At 66.1% G+C, this 17,501-nt stretch carries 20 protein-coding genes; 4 read left to right on the top strand and 16 right to left on the bottom strand.

The features are described 5' to 3' along the window. Window positions 1-2: 2 nt before the first annotated feature. The 3 genes from FRZ61_RS17005 to FRZ61_RS16995 all read right to left on the bottom strand — a co-directional run bounded on the left by FRZ61_RS17005 (window position 3) and on the right by FRZ61_RS16995 (window position 5,997). Window positions 3-2,621, bottom strand: a complete 2,619-nt coding sequence (locus tag FRZ61_RS17005; RefSeq protein WP_191909069.1) for a glycosyltransferase — start codon at window positions 2,619-2,621, stop codon at window positions 3-5. Between the two features lie 545 nt (window positions 2,622-3,166). Further along, window positions 3,167-4,729, bottom strand: a complete 1,563-nt coding sequence (locus tag FRZ61_RS17000; RefSeq protein ID WP_151118850.1) for a trimethylamine methyltransferase family protein — start codon at window positions 4,727-4,729, stop codon at window positions 3,167-3,169. A gap of 98 nt (window positions 4,730-4,827) precedes the next feature. Further along, a complete protein-coding gene (locus FRZ61_RS16995) occupies window positions 4,828-5,997 on the bottom strand; it encodes an acyl-CoA dehydrogenase family protein (protein ID WP_151118849.1) in 1,170 nt (389 codons plus the stop codon). A 155-nt stretch (window positions 5,998-6,152) separates the two neighbouring features. On the opposite strand from FRZ61_RS16995, the gene FRZ61_RS16990 reads away from it, so the two are divergent. After that, window positions 6,153-6,350, top strand: coding sequence for a hypothetical protein (locus FRZ61_RS16990; RefSeq protein WP_151118848.1), 198 nt, complete (start codon window positions 6,153-6,155; stop codon window positions 6,348-6,350). A 111-nt stretch (window positions 6,351-6,461) separates the two neighbouring features. Here FRZ61_RS16990 and FRZ61_RS26435 read toward each other — a convergent pair whose 3' ends face one another. Further along, window positions 6,462-6,893 carry a PRC-barrel domain-containing protein gene (locus FRZ61_RS26435; protein WP_191909068.1) on the bottom strand — a complete coding sequence of 144 codons (432 nt, stop codon included), beginning with the start codon at window positions 6,891-6,893 and terminating at the stop codon, window positions 6,462-6,464. A gap of 280 nt (window positions 6,894-7,173) precedes the next feature. Between FRZ61_RS26435 and FRZ61_RS16980 the strand changes: the two genes are divergently transcribed. Both FRZ61_RS16980 and FRZ61_RS16975 read left to right on the top strand, forming a co-directional pair. Next, on the top strand, window positions 7,174-7,374 hold the full coding sequence (locus FRZ61_RS16980) for a CsbD family protein (protein WP_151118846.1): 201 nt from the start codon (window positions 7,174-7,176) through the stop codon (window positions 7,372-7,374). 101 nt (window positions 7,375-7,475) lie between these two features. Continuing rightward, a complete protein-coding gene (locus tag FRZ61_RS16975; RefSeq protein WP_151118845.1) occupies window positions 7,476-7,631 on the top strand; it encodes a DUF3309 family protein in 156 nt (51 codons plus the stop codon). A 95-nt stretch (window positions 7,632-7,726) separates the two neighbouring features. On the opposite strand, the gene FRZ61_RS16970 is transcribed toward FRZ61_RS16975, so the two are convergent. The 5 genes from FRZ61_RS16970 to FRZ61_RS16950 form a co-directional block, all read right to left on the bottom strand. Continuing rightward, on the bottom strand, window positions 7,727-8,146 hold the full coding sequence (locus tag FRZ61_RS16970) for a hypothetical protein (RefSeq protein ID WP_151118844.1): 420 nt from the start codon (window positions 8,144-8,146) through the stop codon (window positions 7,727-7,729). Window positions 8,147-8,148: 2 nt separating this feature from the next. After that, a complete protein-coding gene (locus FRZ61_RS16965; RefSeq protein WP_151118843.1) occupies window positions 8,149-8,463 on the bottom strand; it encodes a DUF883 family protein in 315 nt (104 codons plus the stop codon). Window positions 8,464-8,506: 43 nt separating this feature from the next. Continuing rightward, entirely contained in the window at window positions 8,507-8,713 is a 207-nt protein-coding gene (locus FRZ61_RS16960; protein ID WP_151118842.1) for a DUF3185 family protein, read from the bottom strand. 241 nt (window positions 8,714-8,954) lie between these two features. Then, window positions 8,955-9,560, bottom strand: coding sequence for a sigma-70 family RNA polymerase sigma factor (locus FRZ61_RS16955; protein ID WP_151118841.1), 606 nt, complete (start codon window positions 9,558-9,560; stop codon window positions 8,955-8,957). An 83-nt stretch (window positions 9,561-9,643) separates the two neighbouring features. Then, entirely contained in the window at window positions 9,644-9,946 is a 303-nt protein-coding gene (locus FRZ61_RS16950) for a hypothetical protein (RefSeq protein WP_151118840.1), read from the bottom strand. Between the two features lie 370 nt (window positions 9,947-10,316). Here FRZ61_RS16950 and FRZ61_RS16945 point away from each other — a divergent pair, with 370 nt between their 5' ends. Continuing rightward, a complete protein-coding gene (locus FRZ61_RS16945; RefSeq protein WP_151118839.1) occupies window positions 10,317-10,544 on the top strand; it encodes an anti-sigma factor family protein in 228 nt (75 codons plus the stop codon). A gap of 10 nt (window positions 10,545-10,554) precedes the next feature. Here FRZ61_RS16945 and FRZ61_RS16940 read toward each other — a convergent pair whose 3' ends face one another. From FRZ61_RS16940 to FRZ61_RS16910, 7 genes are all read right to left on the bottom strand, one after another. Beyond that, window positions 10,555-11,958 carry a glutamine synthetase family protein gene (locus FRZ61_RS16940; RefSeq protein ID WP_151118838.1) on the bottom strand — a complete coding sequence of 468 codons (1,404 nt, stop codon included), beginning with the start codon at window positions 11,956-11,958 and terminating at the stop codon, window positions 10,555-10,557. A 3-nt stretch (window positions 11,959-11,961) separates the two neighbouring features. After that, window positions 11,962-13,113, bottom strand: coding sequence for a branched-chain amino acid ABC transporter permease (locus tag FRZ61_RS16935; RefSeq protein WP_151118837.1), 1,152 nt, complete (start codon window positions 13,111-13,113; stop codon window positions 11,962-11,964). Then, window positions 13,113-14,012: a branched-chain amino acid ABC transporter permease gene (locus FRZ61_RS16930; protein WP_151118836.1), complete on the bottom strand. Its 900-nt coding sequence runs from the start codon at window positions 14,010-14,012 to the stop codon at window positions 13,113-13,115. Before FRZ61_RS16930 ends, FRZ61_RS16935 begins: the two co-directional genes overlap by 1 nt. Window positions 14,013-14,023: 11 nt before the next feature. Continuing rightward, window positions 14,024-14,725, bottom strand: coding sequence for an ABC transporter ATP-binding protein (locus tag FRZ61_RS16925; RefSeq protein WP_151118835.1), 702 nt, complete (start codon window positions 14,723-14,725; stop codon window positions 14,024-14,026). An 85-nt stretch (window positions 14,726-14,810) separates the two neighbouring features. Next, window positions 14,811-15,980 (bottom strand): ABC transporter substrate-binding protein, encoded by a 1,170-nt coding sequence (locus tag FRZ61_RS16920; RefSeq protein WP_151118834.1) that lies wholly within the window; start codon window positions 15,978-15,980, stop codon window positions 14,811-14,813. Between the two features lie 55 nt (window positions 15,981-16,035). Further along, the gene (locus FRZ61_RS16915) at window positions 16,036-16,755 is read right to left on the bottom strand and encodes an ABC transporter ATP-binding protein (RefSeq protein WP_151118833.1); all 720 of its coding nucleotides are present in this window, start codon (window positions 16,753-16,755) and stop codon (window positions 16,036-16,038) included. Between the two features lie 89 nt (window positions 16,756-16,844). Beyond that, window positions 16,845-17,438, bottom strand: a complete 594-nt coding sequence (locus tag FRZ61_RS16910; protein WP_225308860.1) for a helix-turn-helix domain-containing protein — start codon at window positions 17,436-17,438, stop codon at window positions 16,845-16,847. Window positions 17,439-17,501 lie beyond the last annotated feature (63 nt).

Raw genomic sequence — 17,501 nt, 5'->3', positions numbered from 1 at the left:
GCTTACTCGGCGGCAGGCGACTTGGCCTGCTCCGCGGCCGCCATCGGCAGCGACACGCGCCGGCGCTGCCCGAGCGGCAGGGCGTTGATCATGGAAAGCAGCAGGGCCGTGGCGAAGGGCAGGGCCTGCACGAAGAGCAGCATGGCCCAGAGCTTGGCCGCCGGCTCGATCACGCCGCGTGTCATCATGATGAGGACGCCCGAGCCGATCAGGAGGGCCGCGATCAGCGTCTCCTCCCAGGCGGCAAGCAGGCCGCGGATGAAGGCCGGCTGGTTCTCCAGCTTGGGCGTGCGCATGAAGGGCAGGTTGGCGGTGAAGGTGCCGCGCCAGACCGCCTTGGCGACGGTGTGGGCGAGCGCCAGGCCCGCGAGCGAGGCACCCAGCCGCTCGAGCAGGGTGCAAGGCACGCGCTGGGTATAGAGCCAGAGCGACTTGCCCACCTTGAAGGCGAACATGCCGAGCGTGACGATGAGGAACAGGGTCAGCGGCGGCTCGATGAACTGCGGCAGCAGGATCATGCCCGCGGTCCAGACCAGGGCCAGCGCCACGAACAGGAGCTGGAAGCCGTCGGCGATCCAGGGCAGCCAGCCGGCGACGAACTGGTAGCGCTGGGCGCGGGTGAGCTTGCGCTCGCCCCAGGGCAGAAGCTCGCGCCAATGGGTCTTCATGATCTGCATCGCGCCGTAGGCCCAGCGATAGCGCTGCTTGCGGAAGGCGTCGAAGCTGTCGGGCATCAGGCCCTTGCCGTAGCTCTTCTCGGTATAGACCGCCCGATAGCCGGCCTCGAACAGGCGCAGGCCCAGCTCGGCATCCTCGGTGATGCACCATTCGGCCCAGCCGCCGACGCGCTCCAGCGCCGCCTTGCGGATCAGCGCCATGGTGCCGTGCTGGATGATGGCGTTGTGCTCGTCCCGGCTCTTCATGCCGAGATGGAAGAAGCCGGCATACTCCCAGAAGCAGAGCCGCTTGAAGATGTCGTCCTTGCCGTCGCGATAGTCCTGAGGCGCCTGGACCAGGGCCACCTGCGGATCGGAGAAATGGCCGACCAGGTCCTTCAGCCACTCGCGGCTGACCTCGTAGTCGCTGTCGATGGTGGCGACGATCTGGGCCTCGGGGTTGGTGTGGGCCAGCGCGAAATTGAGCGCGCCCGCCTTGAAGCCCGGCCATTTCGGCAGGTGGAAGAAGCGGATGTTGGGGCCGAGATTGCGGCAATAGACCTCGACGGGCTGCCAGCAGCTGTCGTCGGTCGAGTTGTTGTCGATGATGAGGACTTCGTAGTTCGGGTAGTCGAGCCGCTCCAGCGCCTTGATGGTGCGGATCATCATGTCGGCCGGCTCGTTGCGGCAGGGAACATGGATCGAGACCATCGGCAGGGGCGCGTCGGCGGGCAGCGCCGGGGGCGCCAGGCGCCGGTGCGAGGAGCCGCGCCAGAGGCATTCGACCATCTCGATGCCCTCGGTCAGGAAGATGCCGAGCAGGAGCAGCGTCGCCGGCGCGATCACGCTCAGCACGCCGATATCGAGGTCGGTCAGGTAGAGGCCGGAATAGGCGGCATAGATCCAGACGGTGGCGGAAACGGCGCCCTGGGCCAGGATGGCGAGGAACAGGCGGCCGCGGCGCTTGAGCCCCAGCTCCTGGCGCAGCAGCCAGAGCACGAAGGGCAGGCCGATGGCGAGCGTCGCCAGCGACAGCCACGGCCAGTCCGGCCGGTTCATCAGCACGCCGTCGAGCGCGGGCTTGAGGTGGCGGTCGGCGTCGAAGATGCCCCAGTAGGCGCCGACGCCGCCTTCGACCTGCATCTTCCAGGGCTGGTCGAAGGCCTCGATCACGAAATAGTCGAGGTTGCGTTCCTTGGCGATCGTGAGGAAGCGGCGCAGGAACAGGCCCTGATTGACCGGGGAGGCGACCGCGTCCTTGCGGGTCAGGCCTTCCGAAGGCCAGCCGATTTCCGAGATCACGACGCGCTTGTTCGGGAACTTGCGCTCGAGATCCTCGAGCCGCTCCATCACGAACTGCAGGGCCTGATCGGCGTCGATCCCTTCCCAGAAGGGCAGGATATGGACGGCGATGAAGTCGACCTGGTCGGCGAGCTCGGGATGGGCGAGCCAGACATGCCAGGGCTCGGCGGTCGAGACCGGGAGCGGCGTCAGCGCCTTGACCGCGCGGATGTACTGCATGAGCTCCGGCACCGTGACGTCGCCGCGCAGCACGGACTCGTTGCCGACGATGAGCTGGGTGATGTTGCCGTTGCTGCGCGTCATGTCGATCAGGTTCGTGATCTCGCGCTTGTTGGCGTCGAGATCGGGCCCGATCCAGGCGCCTGCCGTGACGGTCAGGCCCTGCTTCCAGGCGAGCCGCGGCACCTGCATCATCACGCCTTCGGTGGTGTAGGTGCGCACCGAGCGCGCGACGCTGGCGACGGCCTTCAGATCCTTCGAGATCTCCTCCGGCGTCGGATCGACCTTCGTCATGGGATTGTGCGCGTCGTTGTACGGCGCGAAGGACAACCCGCGCAGCTCGCCGCGCCAGGGCTGCTCCTCGACGGGACGATTGGTGATGCCCCAGGCGCCGGCGAAGAAAGCCGCTGTGACGAGTCCAATGATCCAGTTTGAAATGCGCATGATCCCTGTCGTCGCCTGTTCCGTTTTCAAACACCGGAATCTGAATTTCGTTCCTGCCCGCATAACACGCGGCAGGCATTCAAATCCTGTGTCGGCGCTGTGTTCGCGCAGGTCTAGTGTCCCGCAGACCGCTCTGCGGAGCCGCTGACCTCACTTGTCCCGGTATAGAAGGAGACCAGTGCCGGCTCTCGGAGGAGCCGATCGCTCAACCACGCGTCGCGCCGCGGTCGGTTCTGATCTTCCTTTCTTGGCTCGTCGTCTCAGCGCCTTAAGGCGCAGTAACGGCTGAAAACTGGGTAATTTGATGGCGTATTTAAGTATCGTAAGCGCAATTCAAACCTGCGATCAACGCATAACCCGTCGCATCGTGCCTTTTCTGTGGCGCTACCGCGGGATGCATTCCGCGCGACATGGAGCCATGTCGTGAGCGAGCAAAACCGGTCGCCTGTTACCGTTCTGTAATCCCGTTCGGGCGAGGAACGCGGTCCGGTCGGAGGAGACTGCGGCGAACCGCCGCGCGAGCGGCAGGGTTGCGCTTCCGGCGGCTACCAGCGCCCGCAGGCAGCCCGCATGTCGGCTGGCGCCAGCCGGATCGGGAAGCGGTCCCGGATCGCGGCGTCGGTCTTGGTATCCAGATAGTTCGGATAATGCGAGCCGAGGATCTCGTGGACCCGTTCATGGGCGGCCTCGAGCACGTCGCGCCCGCCGCTCTCGGCCCAGACCGAGGCCGACCGGCGGTCGGCGATCTCGGGATAGAGATACTCGGTCTGCATCAGCTCCAGCGTCTGGTCGGAACCCAGGAAATGACCCTGGCCGTCCACCGCCTGGCGGATGGCGTCGAGCGACAGCGTCTCGTCGTTAACCTCGATGCCGCGCAGGCTGCGCTGGACCATGCCGAGCATGTCGTTGTCGATGACCATCGCCTCGAAGGAGCAGCCCATGAGGCTCGCCAGCATCCCCGCGCATTCGCAGACATAGTTGCCGCCGGCGAGCGCCGCCATGGCGACCGAGACGCCCTTCTCGAAGCCGGCCTGGTTGTCGGGCAGCTTGGAATCGGTCATGCCGGCGCCGACCGAGGCCGGCAGGTCGTAATAGCGGGCGATCTGCATGGCGGCCGCGCTGAGAATGGCTTCCTCGCCGCCGCCGCCGGTGAAGGAACCGGTCCTGAGATCCGACACGAAGGGCCAGATGCCGAAGGTGGTGGGATGGCCCGGGCGGACCAGATTGACCACCATCACCGTCGCCAGCGTCTCGGCCACGGTCTGAACCAGCGTGCCGGCGAGCGCCGCCGGCGCCGTGGCGCCGGCCTGGGCCGCGATCGCGACGTCGCCGATCAGCCCCAGCCGCGTGGTCTCCATCAGGACGGCGGTCGAATCCTCCGCGAAGCGCAAGGGCGAGACGATCGGGCAGCAGCCGATCACGGCGAAGGGGCGCCGGGTGAACTTGCCTTCGCCGCCCAGCGCCATGTCGAAGAGATCGACGATCGGCGCGACGTTCTCGGCCTGGCCGATGCTGATGCCGAAGGTCTTGGCCGTGCCGGCGAGGCAGGCATAGGCGATGCTGGCGGCATGGGCCAACGGGTCGTCGATCTCGGTGGCGACGATGGTCTGGCCGAACTGGTGGATATGCTCGAGCCGGTCCACCAGCCGCGCGAAATCGTAAAGATCGAGCAGGGTGGAGGGGCGGAAGCGGCGCTGCTTCAGGTCGAGCACGGTGACCGCCTCGCCGGCCGTGGTGAAATGGACCCGCTGGCCGCCGACATGGACGTCGTAGCGGGAATCCGTGCGGCCATAGACCCAGAACTCGCGCGCCGCCTTGGCGATCACGTCCTCGACCAGCATCCGCGGGAAGAGCAGGCGGCCGGCCGGATCGAGCTTGCAGCCGCGCTCGAGCGCCAGCGACTGCAGGGCGGGCGGCGCATCGGCCACGCCGATCTCGGCCAGGACGTCGAGCGCCGTCTCATGGATGCGCTCGACATCGCGGTCGGACAGCGGCCGGTACTGGCCGCCCTGGAGCCCCGGCCGCACCACGCGGCTGGCATCGGCGGCCTGGCGCGCCGCGATCCGCGCGTCGCGTCCGCCCGAACGGCGTGAAGGTCTTTCCGTCATCGCAGGCTCCCGGCTGTTGGCGTGCACCGGTGCATGGTACTCCAGCGGCAAATAATTGTAAAATATGACTTATTTGAAGGTCTTGGGAGCCGCAGCCGTCACTCCCAGCCGGAATAGGCCGCCAACCCGCGCTTCTTGATCTGCCCCGCCACGACCAGACGCTGGATCTCGGAGGTGCCTTCCCAGATGCGGTCGACGCGGATGTCGCGATAGAGCCGCTCGAGCGGGTTCTCCCGCATATAGCCGCGCCCGCCCAGGATCTGGAGCGCCTTGTCGATGACCCGGCCCGCCACCTCGGAGCAATAGAGCTTGAGGGCGCTCGCCCGGCCGTGGATCAGCTTGCGGTCGATCTTGCGATCGATCTCCGCGGCCACGCGGTAGAGCGTCGATTTCGCCGCGAAGATCTCGACCGCCATGTCGGCCAGCATGAATTCGATCGCCTGGAAATCGCGGATCGGCTTGCCGAACTGGATGCGGCCGGCGGCGTAGTCGTTGGCGATCTCGGCGGCGCGGATCGCCGCCCCCAGGCTGTGGGAGGCGATCTGCAGGCGCGCCTCCACGAACCAGTCCTTGGTGAGCTCGAAGCCCTGGCCGACCTCGCCCAGCATCCGGTCGGCCGGCACCTCGACATTCTCGAAGCGCAGCTCGGCATGGTCGAAGGCGAAGTTGTGCATGAACTTGGGCGAGCGCAGATGCACCAGCCCCTGGGCCGGCTTGTCGACCAGGAACAGGGTCGGCTTGTCCGGGTTCTTGTCGACATGCGCGTGGACGATGATGAAGTCCGACGCGTTGTAGGAGGTCACGAACCATTTCTCGCCGTTGAGCACCCAGCGGTCGCCCTTGCGGATCGCGGAGGTCTCGACCTGCCGCGGATCGGAGCCGGCATTGGGCTCGGTGATGGCGAAGCAGCCGCGCCGCTCGCCATGGCAGGAAGGCTGCAGATAGTCGCGCCGCTGCGCCGGCGTCCCGAACTTGAGGCTGACCGGGGGGCGCCACACGCAGCTCCAAAGGCCGTTGGTGACGCGGCCGAGCTGCTCCTCGATCACGGTCTGCTCGAGCATGGTGAGACCGAGCCCGCCATTCTCCTTGCTGTGATTGATGCCGGCGAGACCCCAGTCGCGCACCGCCTGGCGGATGGCGGCGCGCCGCTCCATGGGCACTTCTCCATGTTCGTCGGCGACCGTCTCGATCGGGATCAGAACCTGATCGCAGAAGTCCCGGCCTTTCTTGGCCAATTCCTTTTCACGCGCCGACAATTCGAGATCCATGGTCCGCCGCTCCCGAGGTGAATTCGACGGGCCCTTGAATAGCCTATCGAGGCCGGACGGGCGACGGGTTTTGCGGGGCCGGACGTGTAGGGGGAAAGAAGGACAGGGACAGTTCCCCGCCTGTTCGGAAATGGGCCCTGGAGGCCCTCGCGACAATGAAAAGCTGGCTCAGGATTCTGAAACTCGGCTTGCCGTTGCTTCTCGCGGCAAGCGTGCTCGGCGGGTGCGTCGTCAGCCCCGCGCCGCCGGGCTACGGCGTGGTCGTCGCACCGAGGCCGTACTACTACCACCCCTATTACGGCTATCGCTATTACGGCGGCGGCTACTACGGCCACGGATGGGGTCGCTGGTAGCGGCCCGACGTCGCATCCTTTTCGCCGATAGCAAGGAAGGGAGGTGACGGCGGCATTCGTCGCCGTCAACGCTCCCTTCCCGCCTCGACGGAAGGTTCTGGCGCCCGGGGTCTATTTGGTATGCCAGACGCCCCCGTCGGAGGTGTACTCCGGCAGCGCCTTCAGCTGGTCTTCGGTCAGGCTGGTCTTGGCCTTGATCGTGTCGGCGTCGCGGAAGAACTGGATCTGATTCCAGGCCACCGCGACGTTCCGGCCGGCCATGCCCATCACGCCGCCGACGTTCACGATGGCGGTGTCGACCGTGTTGTCGTTGCCGATCAGCACGTCCTTGATCTCGGCGACCTTCTCGTCATTGGCGTTGCGGATATCCACGCCGACGAGCTGGTTGGCGCCGACTTCACCCGTTGCCGCCACCGGCGCGGCGCTGGTCTGGCTTTCCACCGGCGGCGCCGGGACCGACGGGGTGGTCGCAGAGTCCGCCCACACGGCGCCGCTGGCCATCAGCATCGCGCCGCTCGCGAGCAGCAGAGGAACTCTCTTCATGTCAGCCTCCAACATTGTGCCCACACTTGCGGTCCGCATCGTCCGCGGCGGAAGAAGCATGGCGCCGGAAGAGCCAGGCGATCCGCCGTGACGACACACCCCGGAAAACGGGCTCCCCCGGCGATGGTTCCCGGATCGGTTTCCTAAGGCGGCCCCGGAACCACAGGGATGCCACAGGCGCCGGCGCCCGACGGGCTTGCGGAACCCGGCACCGAAGCCGGCGTTGCTCGGTATGTGGGCGAGCCGGGGCCGCCCCGCAAACCCGAGAGGAGTACAGGGCATGAATTGGGACACCATCGCCGGCAACTGGAAGCAAGCGACGGGCAAGGTGAAGGAGCAGTGGGGCGAGCTCACGGACGACGATGTGACGCGGATCGCCGGCCAGCGCGACCAGCTCGTCGGCCGGATCCAGGAGCGCTATGGCATCGCGAAGGACGAAGCCGAGCGCCAGGTGAAGGACTGGGAACGCCGTTATCACTGATGCCGTCCTCGATCGAGCGGCGCCCGACCAGCCGGTGCCGCTCGATCCTCCGGCGTCAGCGACCGTTCATCACCGTTCCGCTTTCATGAGGGAGAATCCCCATGCTTGGTACCATTCTTCTGATCATTCTTATCCTGCTGCTGATCGGAGCGCTGCCGGCCTGGCCCTATAGCCGCGACTGGGGCTATTACCCCACCGGCATCTTCTCGACGATCATCGTCGTGATCGTCGTCCTGTTGCTGGTGGGGCGCATATAGGCCGCCAGGCCCCGGCCCGTCGCTTGCGAAGAACCCCGTCCGGACGGGCCCGTTGGGCCAGCCCGGACGGGGTTTCTTCATGAGCCCTTGGGCCGTCAGTCGCGTCCGCGCGAGGCACCGGCAACGATGCCGACGGCAAGCGCGCCGGCAAGATTCCAGAGTGGGTCCTTGTCCAGGCCCGCCGAGCCCGCCGCGGGCGCCGGCTTCTTCCCGGACGTGGGATCGAGAACGCGCAGCAGCTGCACCCAGGCGAGGTAGCCGCCGCCGACCGCCAGGATCGCGAAACCGGCGGCCGTGACGATCAGGGCGTTGCCGCGGCCGAGCGGAAGCTCGAGCAGATGGACCGCGAGCTCGCCCAGGGTGAGGACCGCGGTTCCTCCCGCCGCGAGAGCGACGCCGAGACCAATGGCGGCCCAGGCCAGGGCCTTCTTGACCCGTCGCTTGGCGGCTTCGGCGCGTTCGAGGACGGCGATCCCCATGAGCAGCCGGACCAGGCCGGCATCGAGGTTTGTCATGGCTACCGCCGATCCAGCGTGCGACCGATGATGATCCCGATGGCCAGCGCGATGGCGAGCGAGCTGTAGGGATGCTCGTTGACCGCCGTCGTCAGAAGCTTGCTGACGCGGTCGCCTTCTCCCTTCAGGTTCTCGAAGATGTCCTCGGCCTTGCGGCCGATGGTTCCCGCCGCCCGGGCCGCCTGGTCCTTCACGGCGTCGCCGGCGTCGCTGTTCAGCTTGCCGAGCGCCTCCATGACGTTCTTCAGATCGGCGCGGAGCTGGTCGAGATCCTCGCGTACGGCGTTGAGAGAGACGTCCTCGGAGCTTGCCTTCATGGTGCCTTGTCCTTTCGTGACGGGAAGCCTTGATGCGGTTCGATCACTGCTTGGGCGACAGCGCCAGGCAGACGCCGGCGATCATCGCGCCGAGCCCGCCAGCGATGTACCAGAGCGTGTGATCCGCGTAGCGGCCGGTCAAGGCTTCGCTCAGCTGCTCGACGGGAGCTTCGGAGGCTTTCAGTCCCAGGGGCAGGAAGACGCCGCCACCCGCGGCGAGGATAAGGCCCAGCGCGCGCAAAAGGCTCATGACGGTCTATCCCATTCTGTGGAAACGAAGAGGAGCCCCCGCCGGCCGGGGCTCGAAGGAGATCCGATCGGGCAACGAAGCCCGCCCCGGGCGGTTCCCTCGAGGGGACCGTCCGGGGCGGCAAGGACAGGGAGGAACGGGAGGCGGCAGGTCGGGAAGCCACCTCGCAAGGCACCATGCTTCGCGAGGTGGCTCCGTCAGGCGGTGCCGGCGATCGGGGGGGACGATCGCCGGCACCGCCTCAGGCCGCATTGAGAAGCCGCAGGAACTCCTTGGCGGCGACGATCCGGGAGCGAGGCCGGCCGAGCGTCGAGGGCCGCGTCAGGCGGCCGGCCCCGTGCTCGATCTTGTTCTGAAGCTCGTTGCGCGCCCGCGACAGGCGGCTGCGCACCGTGCCCACCGCGCAGCCGATGACCGAGGCGGCCTCCTCATATTCGAGCCCCAGCGCCCCTACCAGCATCAGGATCTCCCGATGGTTGGGCGCCAGCTGCCAGTAGGCGGACGCCATCTCTTCGAACTCGATGGACGAGTCCTGTGCCGGGCCGCTGACCAGCGCCGCATGGCCGCTCACATCCTCGATCGCGAGATGCGGGCTCTTGTTGCGGCGGCACTCGTCGAGGAACCGGTGGCGCATGATGGTGAACATCCAGGCGCGGAAATTGGTGCCGGGCGCGAACTGCTCCCGCGAGGCCCAGGCTCGCACCAGCGCATCCTGAACCAGGTCGTCCGCGGCGTCGGCGTTGCGGGTCAAGGACCGGGCATAGCCGCGCAGATGCGGCAGCACCGCCTTGAACTGCTCCGTGATGTCGTGATTTTCGCAATGGCTGTCAGCAGGACGGGGTGTCATGGCGAACTCCCTTCTTCCAAAACCGTTGGCGTCGTTCGCGCGGGTCCTCCCCTGGCTTCCCGCCAGAGGGCCCGCACGAGGATTTACGCGCGGTGGGTTGGGTCGGTCCGACCGGCGTCGAGTGCCAGCAGGACGTTCGAGACACGCCGCAACATCTCTGCGGTGCTCTCTCCGGACACGTATGGCGGTTCGCCCCTGCGCGCCGGCATGTTCTCATCGGTTGCCGTCATCAGCAGCACGAGGTCGTGCTTCCACAGATTGAGAACGGTGACTTTCGCGTCATCGGCGAAGGTCGAGTTGATCATCAGGTTTTCCGGGAGCCCGAACGTCGTCTCGGGATCGGTGAATTCCGGAATCGGCGTCGACTGCAAATTCGCTTCGAGCATTGGATCTGACCTCTTGTTGTTGTGCCTGTCGGCGAGGATCTGGATCGTTGTCTCTTGTCGGCGTTCGGGAATCGCTATCGCTGTTCGTTGTCCTTCGGCGCGTTCACGTGAACAGACATGGCCCGAAAAAATTCGGCTGGGAAGAGTGCGCGGCGTGGGAAGCTTGTGGCATCCCCGATCTCTGCTGTCGTCACAGGGAGTTAGAGAGCCGCCATCACGTTGTTTATAGGTTCGCGAATGGCCGTCATGGAACCGGTCCTTCCGACCAAAGTTTGACGTGGTGGAACTGTGCTATGGCAAGTTCGACCGCGGATGCGGGCTCGGGGACGGCCGCAAGCGAGCGACAAGGGGACGAGGTGCGGGACAAGAGATGCCGAGACGGGTCTCGAGTCGAAAATTACAGGACTATGTCGAAGGCCGGCTCGATCAATCGCAGCTCGCCGAGGTCGAGGCCTATCTGAAGGCGAATCCCGAGATTGCCGTCAGGGTGGAGAAGCTTCGCCTGCAGGCCCGCCGTACGCGCAAGCTGGGCAAGACGCTGCTGAGCGAGGAGATCCCGCAGCGCCTGCTCGACATCATCGCCAAGAAGCCGCAATAGCGGCCGGCGATCAGGTTCCGATGAAGTAGCGCTGGAACTCGAAGTCCGTGATCTGCGCGGCCATCCAGCTGTCGAAGGCGTCGATTTCCGCCTGGCGGCTCATCGCATAGTGGCTCTTGAACTCGGGCCCGAACACCCGGTCGATGAAGGCCGAAGCGGCGAAGCGCTCGATCGAGCCTTTCAAGGTCCGGGACAGGGCGGGCCGGTTGAGGCTCGCGGGGTTGCCGGGAGCCGCTGGCTCCAGCGCCATCTTCTCCTCAAGGCCGTCGAGCCCGGCGGCCAGCATCGCCGCGATCGAGAGGTAGGGGTTGATGTCGGCACCCGGCACGCGATGTTCGAAGCGCGCCGCGTCGGCGGTGGGCGTGGTGATGGCCCGGACGGCGGCGGTCCTGTTCTCGTAGCCCCAGGACGCGTCTTCCGGCGACCAGGCGCCGCGGTCGAGGCGGCGATAGGAGTTGACGGTCGGCCGGAACAGCAGATGCGATTCCGGCAGCCGCGTCAGCAGGCCCGCGAGATAGTGCTGCGCGACCTCGCTCAGCTTGTTGGCGCCGGCGGCAAACGCGTTCTTGCCGTCGCGCCACAGGCTCTGATGGTGATGGCCGCCGCAGGCGCTCTCGCGGCCCGGCGTCTGGAACCGGGTCATGAAGGTCGCGACCATGTTGCGCTCGGCGCAGAGCTCGCGCAGATGAAGCTTGGCCCGCATGGCGTCGTCGGCCGCCTCCAGCGCCGGCTTGGGTGCCAGCGCGAATTCGTACATGCCGTAGCCGTACTCGGTCACGACCGAGGCCACGCCGATATTGACGCTCGCCAGCCGCTCGATGAATTCCGCCATGAAGCCCTGATAGTCGGCGCTGCGGACCAGGTCGTAATTGACGAAGGAATGGCCCCAGGGCTTGAGCTCGCGATAGCGCCCGGCCCGCATCAGGTCGTGGTCCGCGTGGAAGATGCCGAACTCGTACTCCAGCGCGAAGATCGGCTCGAATCCCAGCTTGCGGGCGCGGTCCTCCTGGTCCTGCAGGATGGCGCGCGGATCGAGCCCGCAGCGCCTGCCGTCCAGCATGAAGGAGTTGAGGATCACCGAGGCGAAGCGCGGATCCCAGCCATGCTGGCGCACGGTCGCGGGGTCGGGCAGGGCCATGATGTTGGGATAGCCGTTGTCGTCGCTGCTGATCGGGCCGGGAAAGACCGGCACCGGCATCGGGTTGCCGTCGCTGTGGGCGACGCAATAGAGGATGCCGTTCAGCGCGTCGCCGTTATAGGAGAGCTTGAAGGGCGTGGTCTTGCTGCGGAAGACGCCGTTGATCTCCGGCATATGCACATGGATGAAGCGGGCGCCCTTCTCGGCGAGCTCGCGCTGAAGCGCCTGCAGCTTTGCCTTGCGAGCCGAAACCGCATTCTCGAATTCCGTGGCCATGGTCTACCTCGTCTTGCTCGCTTTGCCGTCATCTTCCGGATCGTCGGTCGATCCGGCAGCCGCCGCGGCCGGCGCGCGGCGGGCGAACCATTGCCGCAGCAGCTCGTCGAACTCGAGGCGGGGAATCATGCCCTTGGGGCGGAAGATCATGCCGAGCACGATGACACCGCCCATGGCGAGGCCGGAGAGACCTGGCATCGACGGCAGGTCGATTCCGGCGATGGTGACACCGTTCTCGAGTGTGCGGATCACTTCGAGCAGGATGGAGAGGACCGCGCAGCCGACAACAGCGCCGGAAACGGTCCGCAAGCCCCCCAGGATCAGCATGGCGATCGTGGTCAGCACCAGCTCGAAATGGAACGCGCGCGCATTGATGGTACCCATGAAATAGGCATAGAGGATGCCGCCCGCGGCGCAGAACAGTGCGCCCACGACCCAGGCGATCAGGCGCAGCCGTACCACATCGACCCCGAAGGCGCGCGCCGCCAGCAGGCTCTCGGCGCTCGCGCGCAGCTGCAAGCCCACCCGGCTGTCCTTGAACAGGCGCGCCAGCATGATCCCGACGACCGAAAGGGCCACCGCCCATTGCAGGTTCACCACCTGCGGGATGCCGAAGAAGGCCTGGGCGCCCTTGAAGAGATCGGTCCAATGGATGAAGACCGAATGGACGATCATGAGCAGGCTGAAGGTCACGATGGTCGCGGCTTCGCCCGAGACCCGCGCGACCACGATCCCGGTGAGGAAGGCAACGATGCCGGTGAGGCCCAGGCCCGCGCCGGCTGCGAGCAGCGGGTCGAGGGCGATATGGGAGAGGCCGAAGGGCGCGTTGGGGATCGACATCTTCTTCATGGCGATCGGGGTCGCGAGGATCGCGACCGTGTAGGCGCCGATGCCGACGAAAGCGCCCTGGCCCAGATTGGCCACCATCGAATTGCCCATGAAGACCTGCAGGCCCAGCACGATCAGCAGGTTGACATAGGCGGCAAAGGCGATGCGCACGAGATAGTTGGGCGCAAACTCCAGTATCAGGAGACCGATGATCACCATCGGCAGCGCGGTCAGAAGCCCGCCCAGAGCCGAGCGCAGCAGCGCTTTGCGGGCCGCGGCCTTGACGGCAGCGGCGTCTTGCGCGGACAGGGAAGCCGATGCCGTCATCAGATCTCCTTGTCGCCCAGCTCGATCCGGCGCGCCAGGAGTCCGTCCGGACGCCATACCAGCAGCGCGGCGATGATCGAGTAAGTGATGGCGTCGCTGAGCCCGCCCATATCCTGGGGCAAGAGCATCACGATGGCGACATCGAGGAAGCCCAGCAGCATGCCGCCGAAGACGGCGCCGCCCAGTGAGCCGAAGCCACCCAGCACGCAGGCGACGAACGCCTTGATGACAGGCTGGAAGCCGAAATCCGGATCGACGCTGCCGCGCCGCGCCACGATAAAGATGGCCGCAACGCCCGCGAGCAGTCCTGAGAGGGCGAAGGCGGCGGCGATCACGCGGTTGGCGCGCACGCCCATCAGGCGGACGGTCGAGAACTCGCGGGTCGCGGCGCGGATCGCGAGCCCCAGCGTCGACCGTTTCAGGAACAGCGCCAATCCGGTGATGGCGACCGCGACCGTCACCAACTCCAGAAGCTGCAGGGAGGAGATGGCATAGGGGCCGATAAAGATGGTCTGGTTGAGGCCGGTCAGGACTGGAACGGCGCGTGGCCGGGGCGAGATCAAGAGGGTGAAGAGATTCTGGACCACGATGCTGACACCGAAGGCGGTCAGGAGGCCTGTCGTCGCCGGTGCGTGGCGAACCGGTCGAAAGGCGATGCGCTCGAACAGCATGGCCGTCACAGCGGCCACGACGATGCCCACAGGCGCCACCAGCCAGGGCGAGCCGACGCCGATCAGGACCGCCAGATACATGGCATAGCCGCCCGAGGCGATGATCTCGCCATGGGCAAAGTTCATCAGGTTCATGATCGAATAGACGAGGGCAAGCCCCAGCGCGATCAGCGCATATTCGGCGCCGAAGGCGAGCGCGTTGAAGAACTGCTGGATCGCGTAGTCCATCGCGGGGCTCTTCAGCTCCCCAAATAGAGGTCGATCAGGCGCGGATCCTCGCGCAGCTCCTGCGCCGGCCCCTCGTGGCGGATCACACCGGTGCTGATCACATAGGCCCGGTCGGCGATCTTGAGCGCCTGCATCACGTTCTGCTCGACCACCAGCAGGGTCACTCCTTCGGCCTTGAGGACGCCGATATAGTCGAAGATCTGTGCCACGATCCGCGGCGCCAGTCCCAACGAGGGCTCGTCCAGCATCAGGAGACTGGGGCGCGACATCATCGAGCGCGCGATCGCCAGCATCTGCTGCTCGCCGCCCGAGAGCGTGCCGGCCAGCTGGTTGTAGCGGGCCTTCAGGATCGGGAACAGGGTAAGATATTTCTCGAGATCCGCCGCCACCGCCTCGGCGTCGGTACGGATCGCCGCGCCCAGGCGCAGATTCTCCGCCACGGTCAGGTTGGCGAAGACATGCCGGCCTTCGGGCGTCATCGTCAGGCCACGCCGGATCCGATCCTCGGTCGGCAGGCGGATGATCTGCTTGCCCTTGAAGACCACGCTGCCCTCAGCCGCGACCAAGCCGGCGATGCCGGAAATGAGCGAGGTCTTGCCGGCGCCGTTGGGGCCGAGCAGGGCGACGAACTCGCCCGCGCCCACGCGGATCGAGGCGCCATGGAGAGCCCGGATGGCGCCGTAATGGACCGAAAGACCTTCGACGAAAAGCATGGGTGGCGGGCAGCGCCCGAAGCGAGAAGGGGCCGGACCGGCAGCAGGGGCGATTGGGGCACCTGCTGCCGGTCCGATTCCGCTCTCACTTCAGATAGGGGATCTTGGTCGGCATCGCGTCGGTCAGCAGCACGCGCTTTCCGTTCTCGAAGCCGATCACCGGTACGGTCTTCACCGGATAGCTCTTATGCTCGAAGAAGGAGATGGTCGGCGCGGTCAGGCCCGGATAGCCGCCCTCGGCCCGCATCGCCTCGCGCAGCTTGACCGCGTCGGTGGTGCCAGCCTTCTTGGCGGCAGCCGCCGCCACCATCACCATGTCGGCACCGAGTGCATCGAAGATGCCGTTGACCTTGAAGCCCTCGGTCTTGCACTGGGCCAGGAACTCGTCGATCGGGCCGCCCATGCCGACGAGGCCGTGGGTCGCGAAGATGACCTTGTCGAGATAGGCGGGGTTGCCGACCGTGGGTTCGAGCGACGGGTCGTCGAAGCCGTCGGAACCGACGATCCAGCCGTCATAGCCGTTGGCGCGGAGCTGGCGGATCAGGATCCCGATATCGGGCAGGATGCCGCTGACATGGATCACGTCCGGCTTCTCGGGCAGCGCCTTGATGCTGGCGATCTGCGGCGACCAGTCGGTGATGCCGAAGTTGTAATTGAACTTGCCCACCACCTTGCCGCCCCAGCCGGTGAAGGCCTCACCGAACCATTCCGGCAGCTTGGCCGACCAGGAGCCGACATCCTCCGAGGTCAGCAATACCGCCTTGCGGGCGCCTTCCTTGTAAGCTTCGGCCGCGGTCGCCGCGGCATTGATCGGATCGGGCACGGCGCCGGCGAAGAAGTTGTCGACGCCGATCTCCTGCATCTCGACCTGGGTGTTCGGTGCCGAATAGACCGTGGCGCCATAGCCCTGGGCCATCGTCGCGATCGGGATCAGGGCGTCGGGGTAGGGCACGCCGGCGACGATCTGGTCGCCGTCATCGAGGAACTTCTGGGCCAGCGAGACCGAGAGCTGCGAATCCGAGCGGTTGTCGGCCGTCTCGACGATGACCTTGGGGTCGTTGGGGCCCGCGGCCTTGTTCAGCTTGTCTGCCATGCAGCGGGCGCCTTCGGTCTCCTCGTACGGAGCCAGCTGGCCGGTCAGCGCCACCGCGATACCGATCTTCACGACATTGTCCGCCGCCATGGCGGGTGCCGCGCCGTAAGTCGCCGCCAGGACCGCCAGCGCGGCCAGCGGCATGATTGTTGCCGTCTTCATGAACCTTACCTCCCTACCTACCGTTTTGTTCGTTGGGTCTGTTCGCTCAGGGTCGTCAATTCATCTGGCCGAGATAGATATCGATCACCTTGGGATTGGCGCGGATCGCCGCGGGCGCGTCGATGGCGACGACCTCGCCCATGTCGAGGACGCAGATGCGGTCGCAGACCGACATGATGAAGCGCAGATCGTGATCGATCACGATGATGGCCGCCCGCGTCCGGTCGCGGATGCGCTGGACGGCATGGGCCAGTTCTTCGGATTCATAGTCGTTCATGCCCGCGGCCGGCTCGTCCAGCAGCAGAAGCTTCGGGCCCAGCGCGAGGGCGCGAACGATCTCGAGCCGGCGCTGCTGGCCATAGGGCAGGGTCCCGGCCGGCCGATCCGCGACCGCGTCGAGCCCGTACTCCGCCATCAGAGCCTCTACATCGATCGCAGCCGCAACCGCGGGACGCTGCCGCCGGCAGGTGATATGGGCGACCTCGATGTTCTGCCGCGCGGTCATGGAGGGAAACAGGCGCAGATTCTGGAAGGTACGCCCCACGCCCAGATGCGCCGCATGCTCGGGGCCGCGGCCGGTCAGATCCTCGGAATCCAGTGCGATATGGCCCTGGCTGGGCACCAGGACGCCCGAGATGGCATTGACGAGGGTCGACTTGCCGGCGCCGTTGGGCCCGATCAGCCCCAGGATCTCGCTCTCGCCGCAGGCGAGCGAGACGTCGCGTAACGCATGTACGCCCCCGAAGCTCTTGCTGACATTCCGGACCGAAAGCACAGCCGCGCGATCCCTCCCCGCCGGAGGATCGTAGGAGCCGCTTTTCCGATCTGCAAGGTGATTTTCGTTTTTGGAAAACTGTCGGAAAATCAGCGCTGGCCGGCGAGGGTCGGCAGCTCGCCGTCGGCTGGCACGGTGTTCGACATCAGCACCACCGCGTCGCGCTTGCCGTGGGAAACGTAGGCATGGGGCATGTTGGCGTCAAAAAGGATGCTGTCGCCCGGCTTGAGCCGCACCGGCTCGTAATGCTCGGTATGAATGTCGAGCAGACCTTCCAGCAGGAAGAGGAACTCCTCGCCCGGATGGCTGCGCCAGCCGCCGGTCTCCTCGACGGTCTTGCCCGCAATCACCACGCGCCAGAAAACATTGCGTTTTTCGCGAAAATCGCTGCACAGCACCTCGAATTTCATGCCGGCGGTGTTATGGACGATGCCGCTACCGGCCCGCGTGATCGAGCGGCGCGCCACGGGGGCGGAAGTCGGGCTCGAAAGGAAGGCTGTGACCGGGACCTTGAGCAGGCCCGAGAGCACCAACGCGGTATCGAAGGTGAGGCGCGCTTTCCCGTTCTCGATTTTGGAAAGCTGGGAAACCGAAAGCCCGCTGCTACGGCTTAGTTGTTCCAGAGTCAGGCCTTTGGCCTTGCGAATTTCGCGAATTTTGGCGAGGACGATGGGCCGACGCAAGGTGCCGCGAGCCTCCCTTTCCGATTTGGCAAATCGCTCTTTCTTGTAGCGTTGCCGCCACCG

Origin of the sequence: Hypericibacter adhaerens (assembly GCF_008728835.1) — a bacterium.
GTDB lineage: Bacteria > Pseudomonadota > Alphaproteobacteria > Dongiales > Dongiaceae > Hypericibacter > Hypericibacter adhaerens.
The sequence above is the reverse complement of the archived record's forward strand: the minus strand, read 5'-3'. Positions and strand labels throughout refer to the sequence as shown.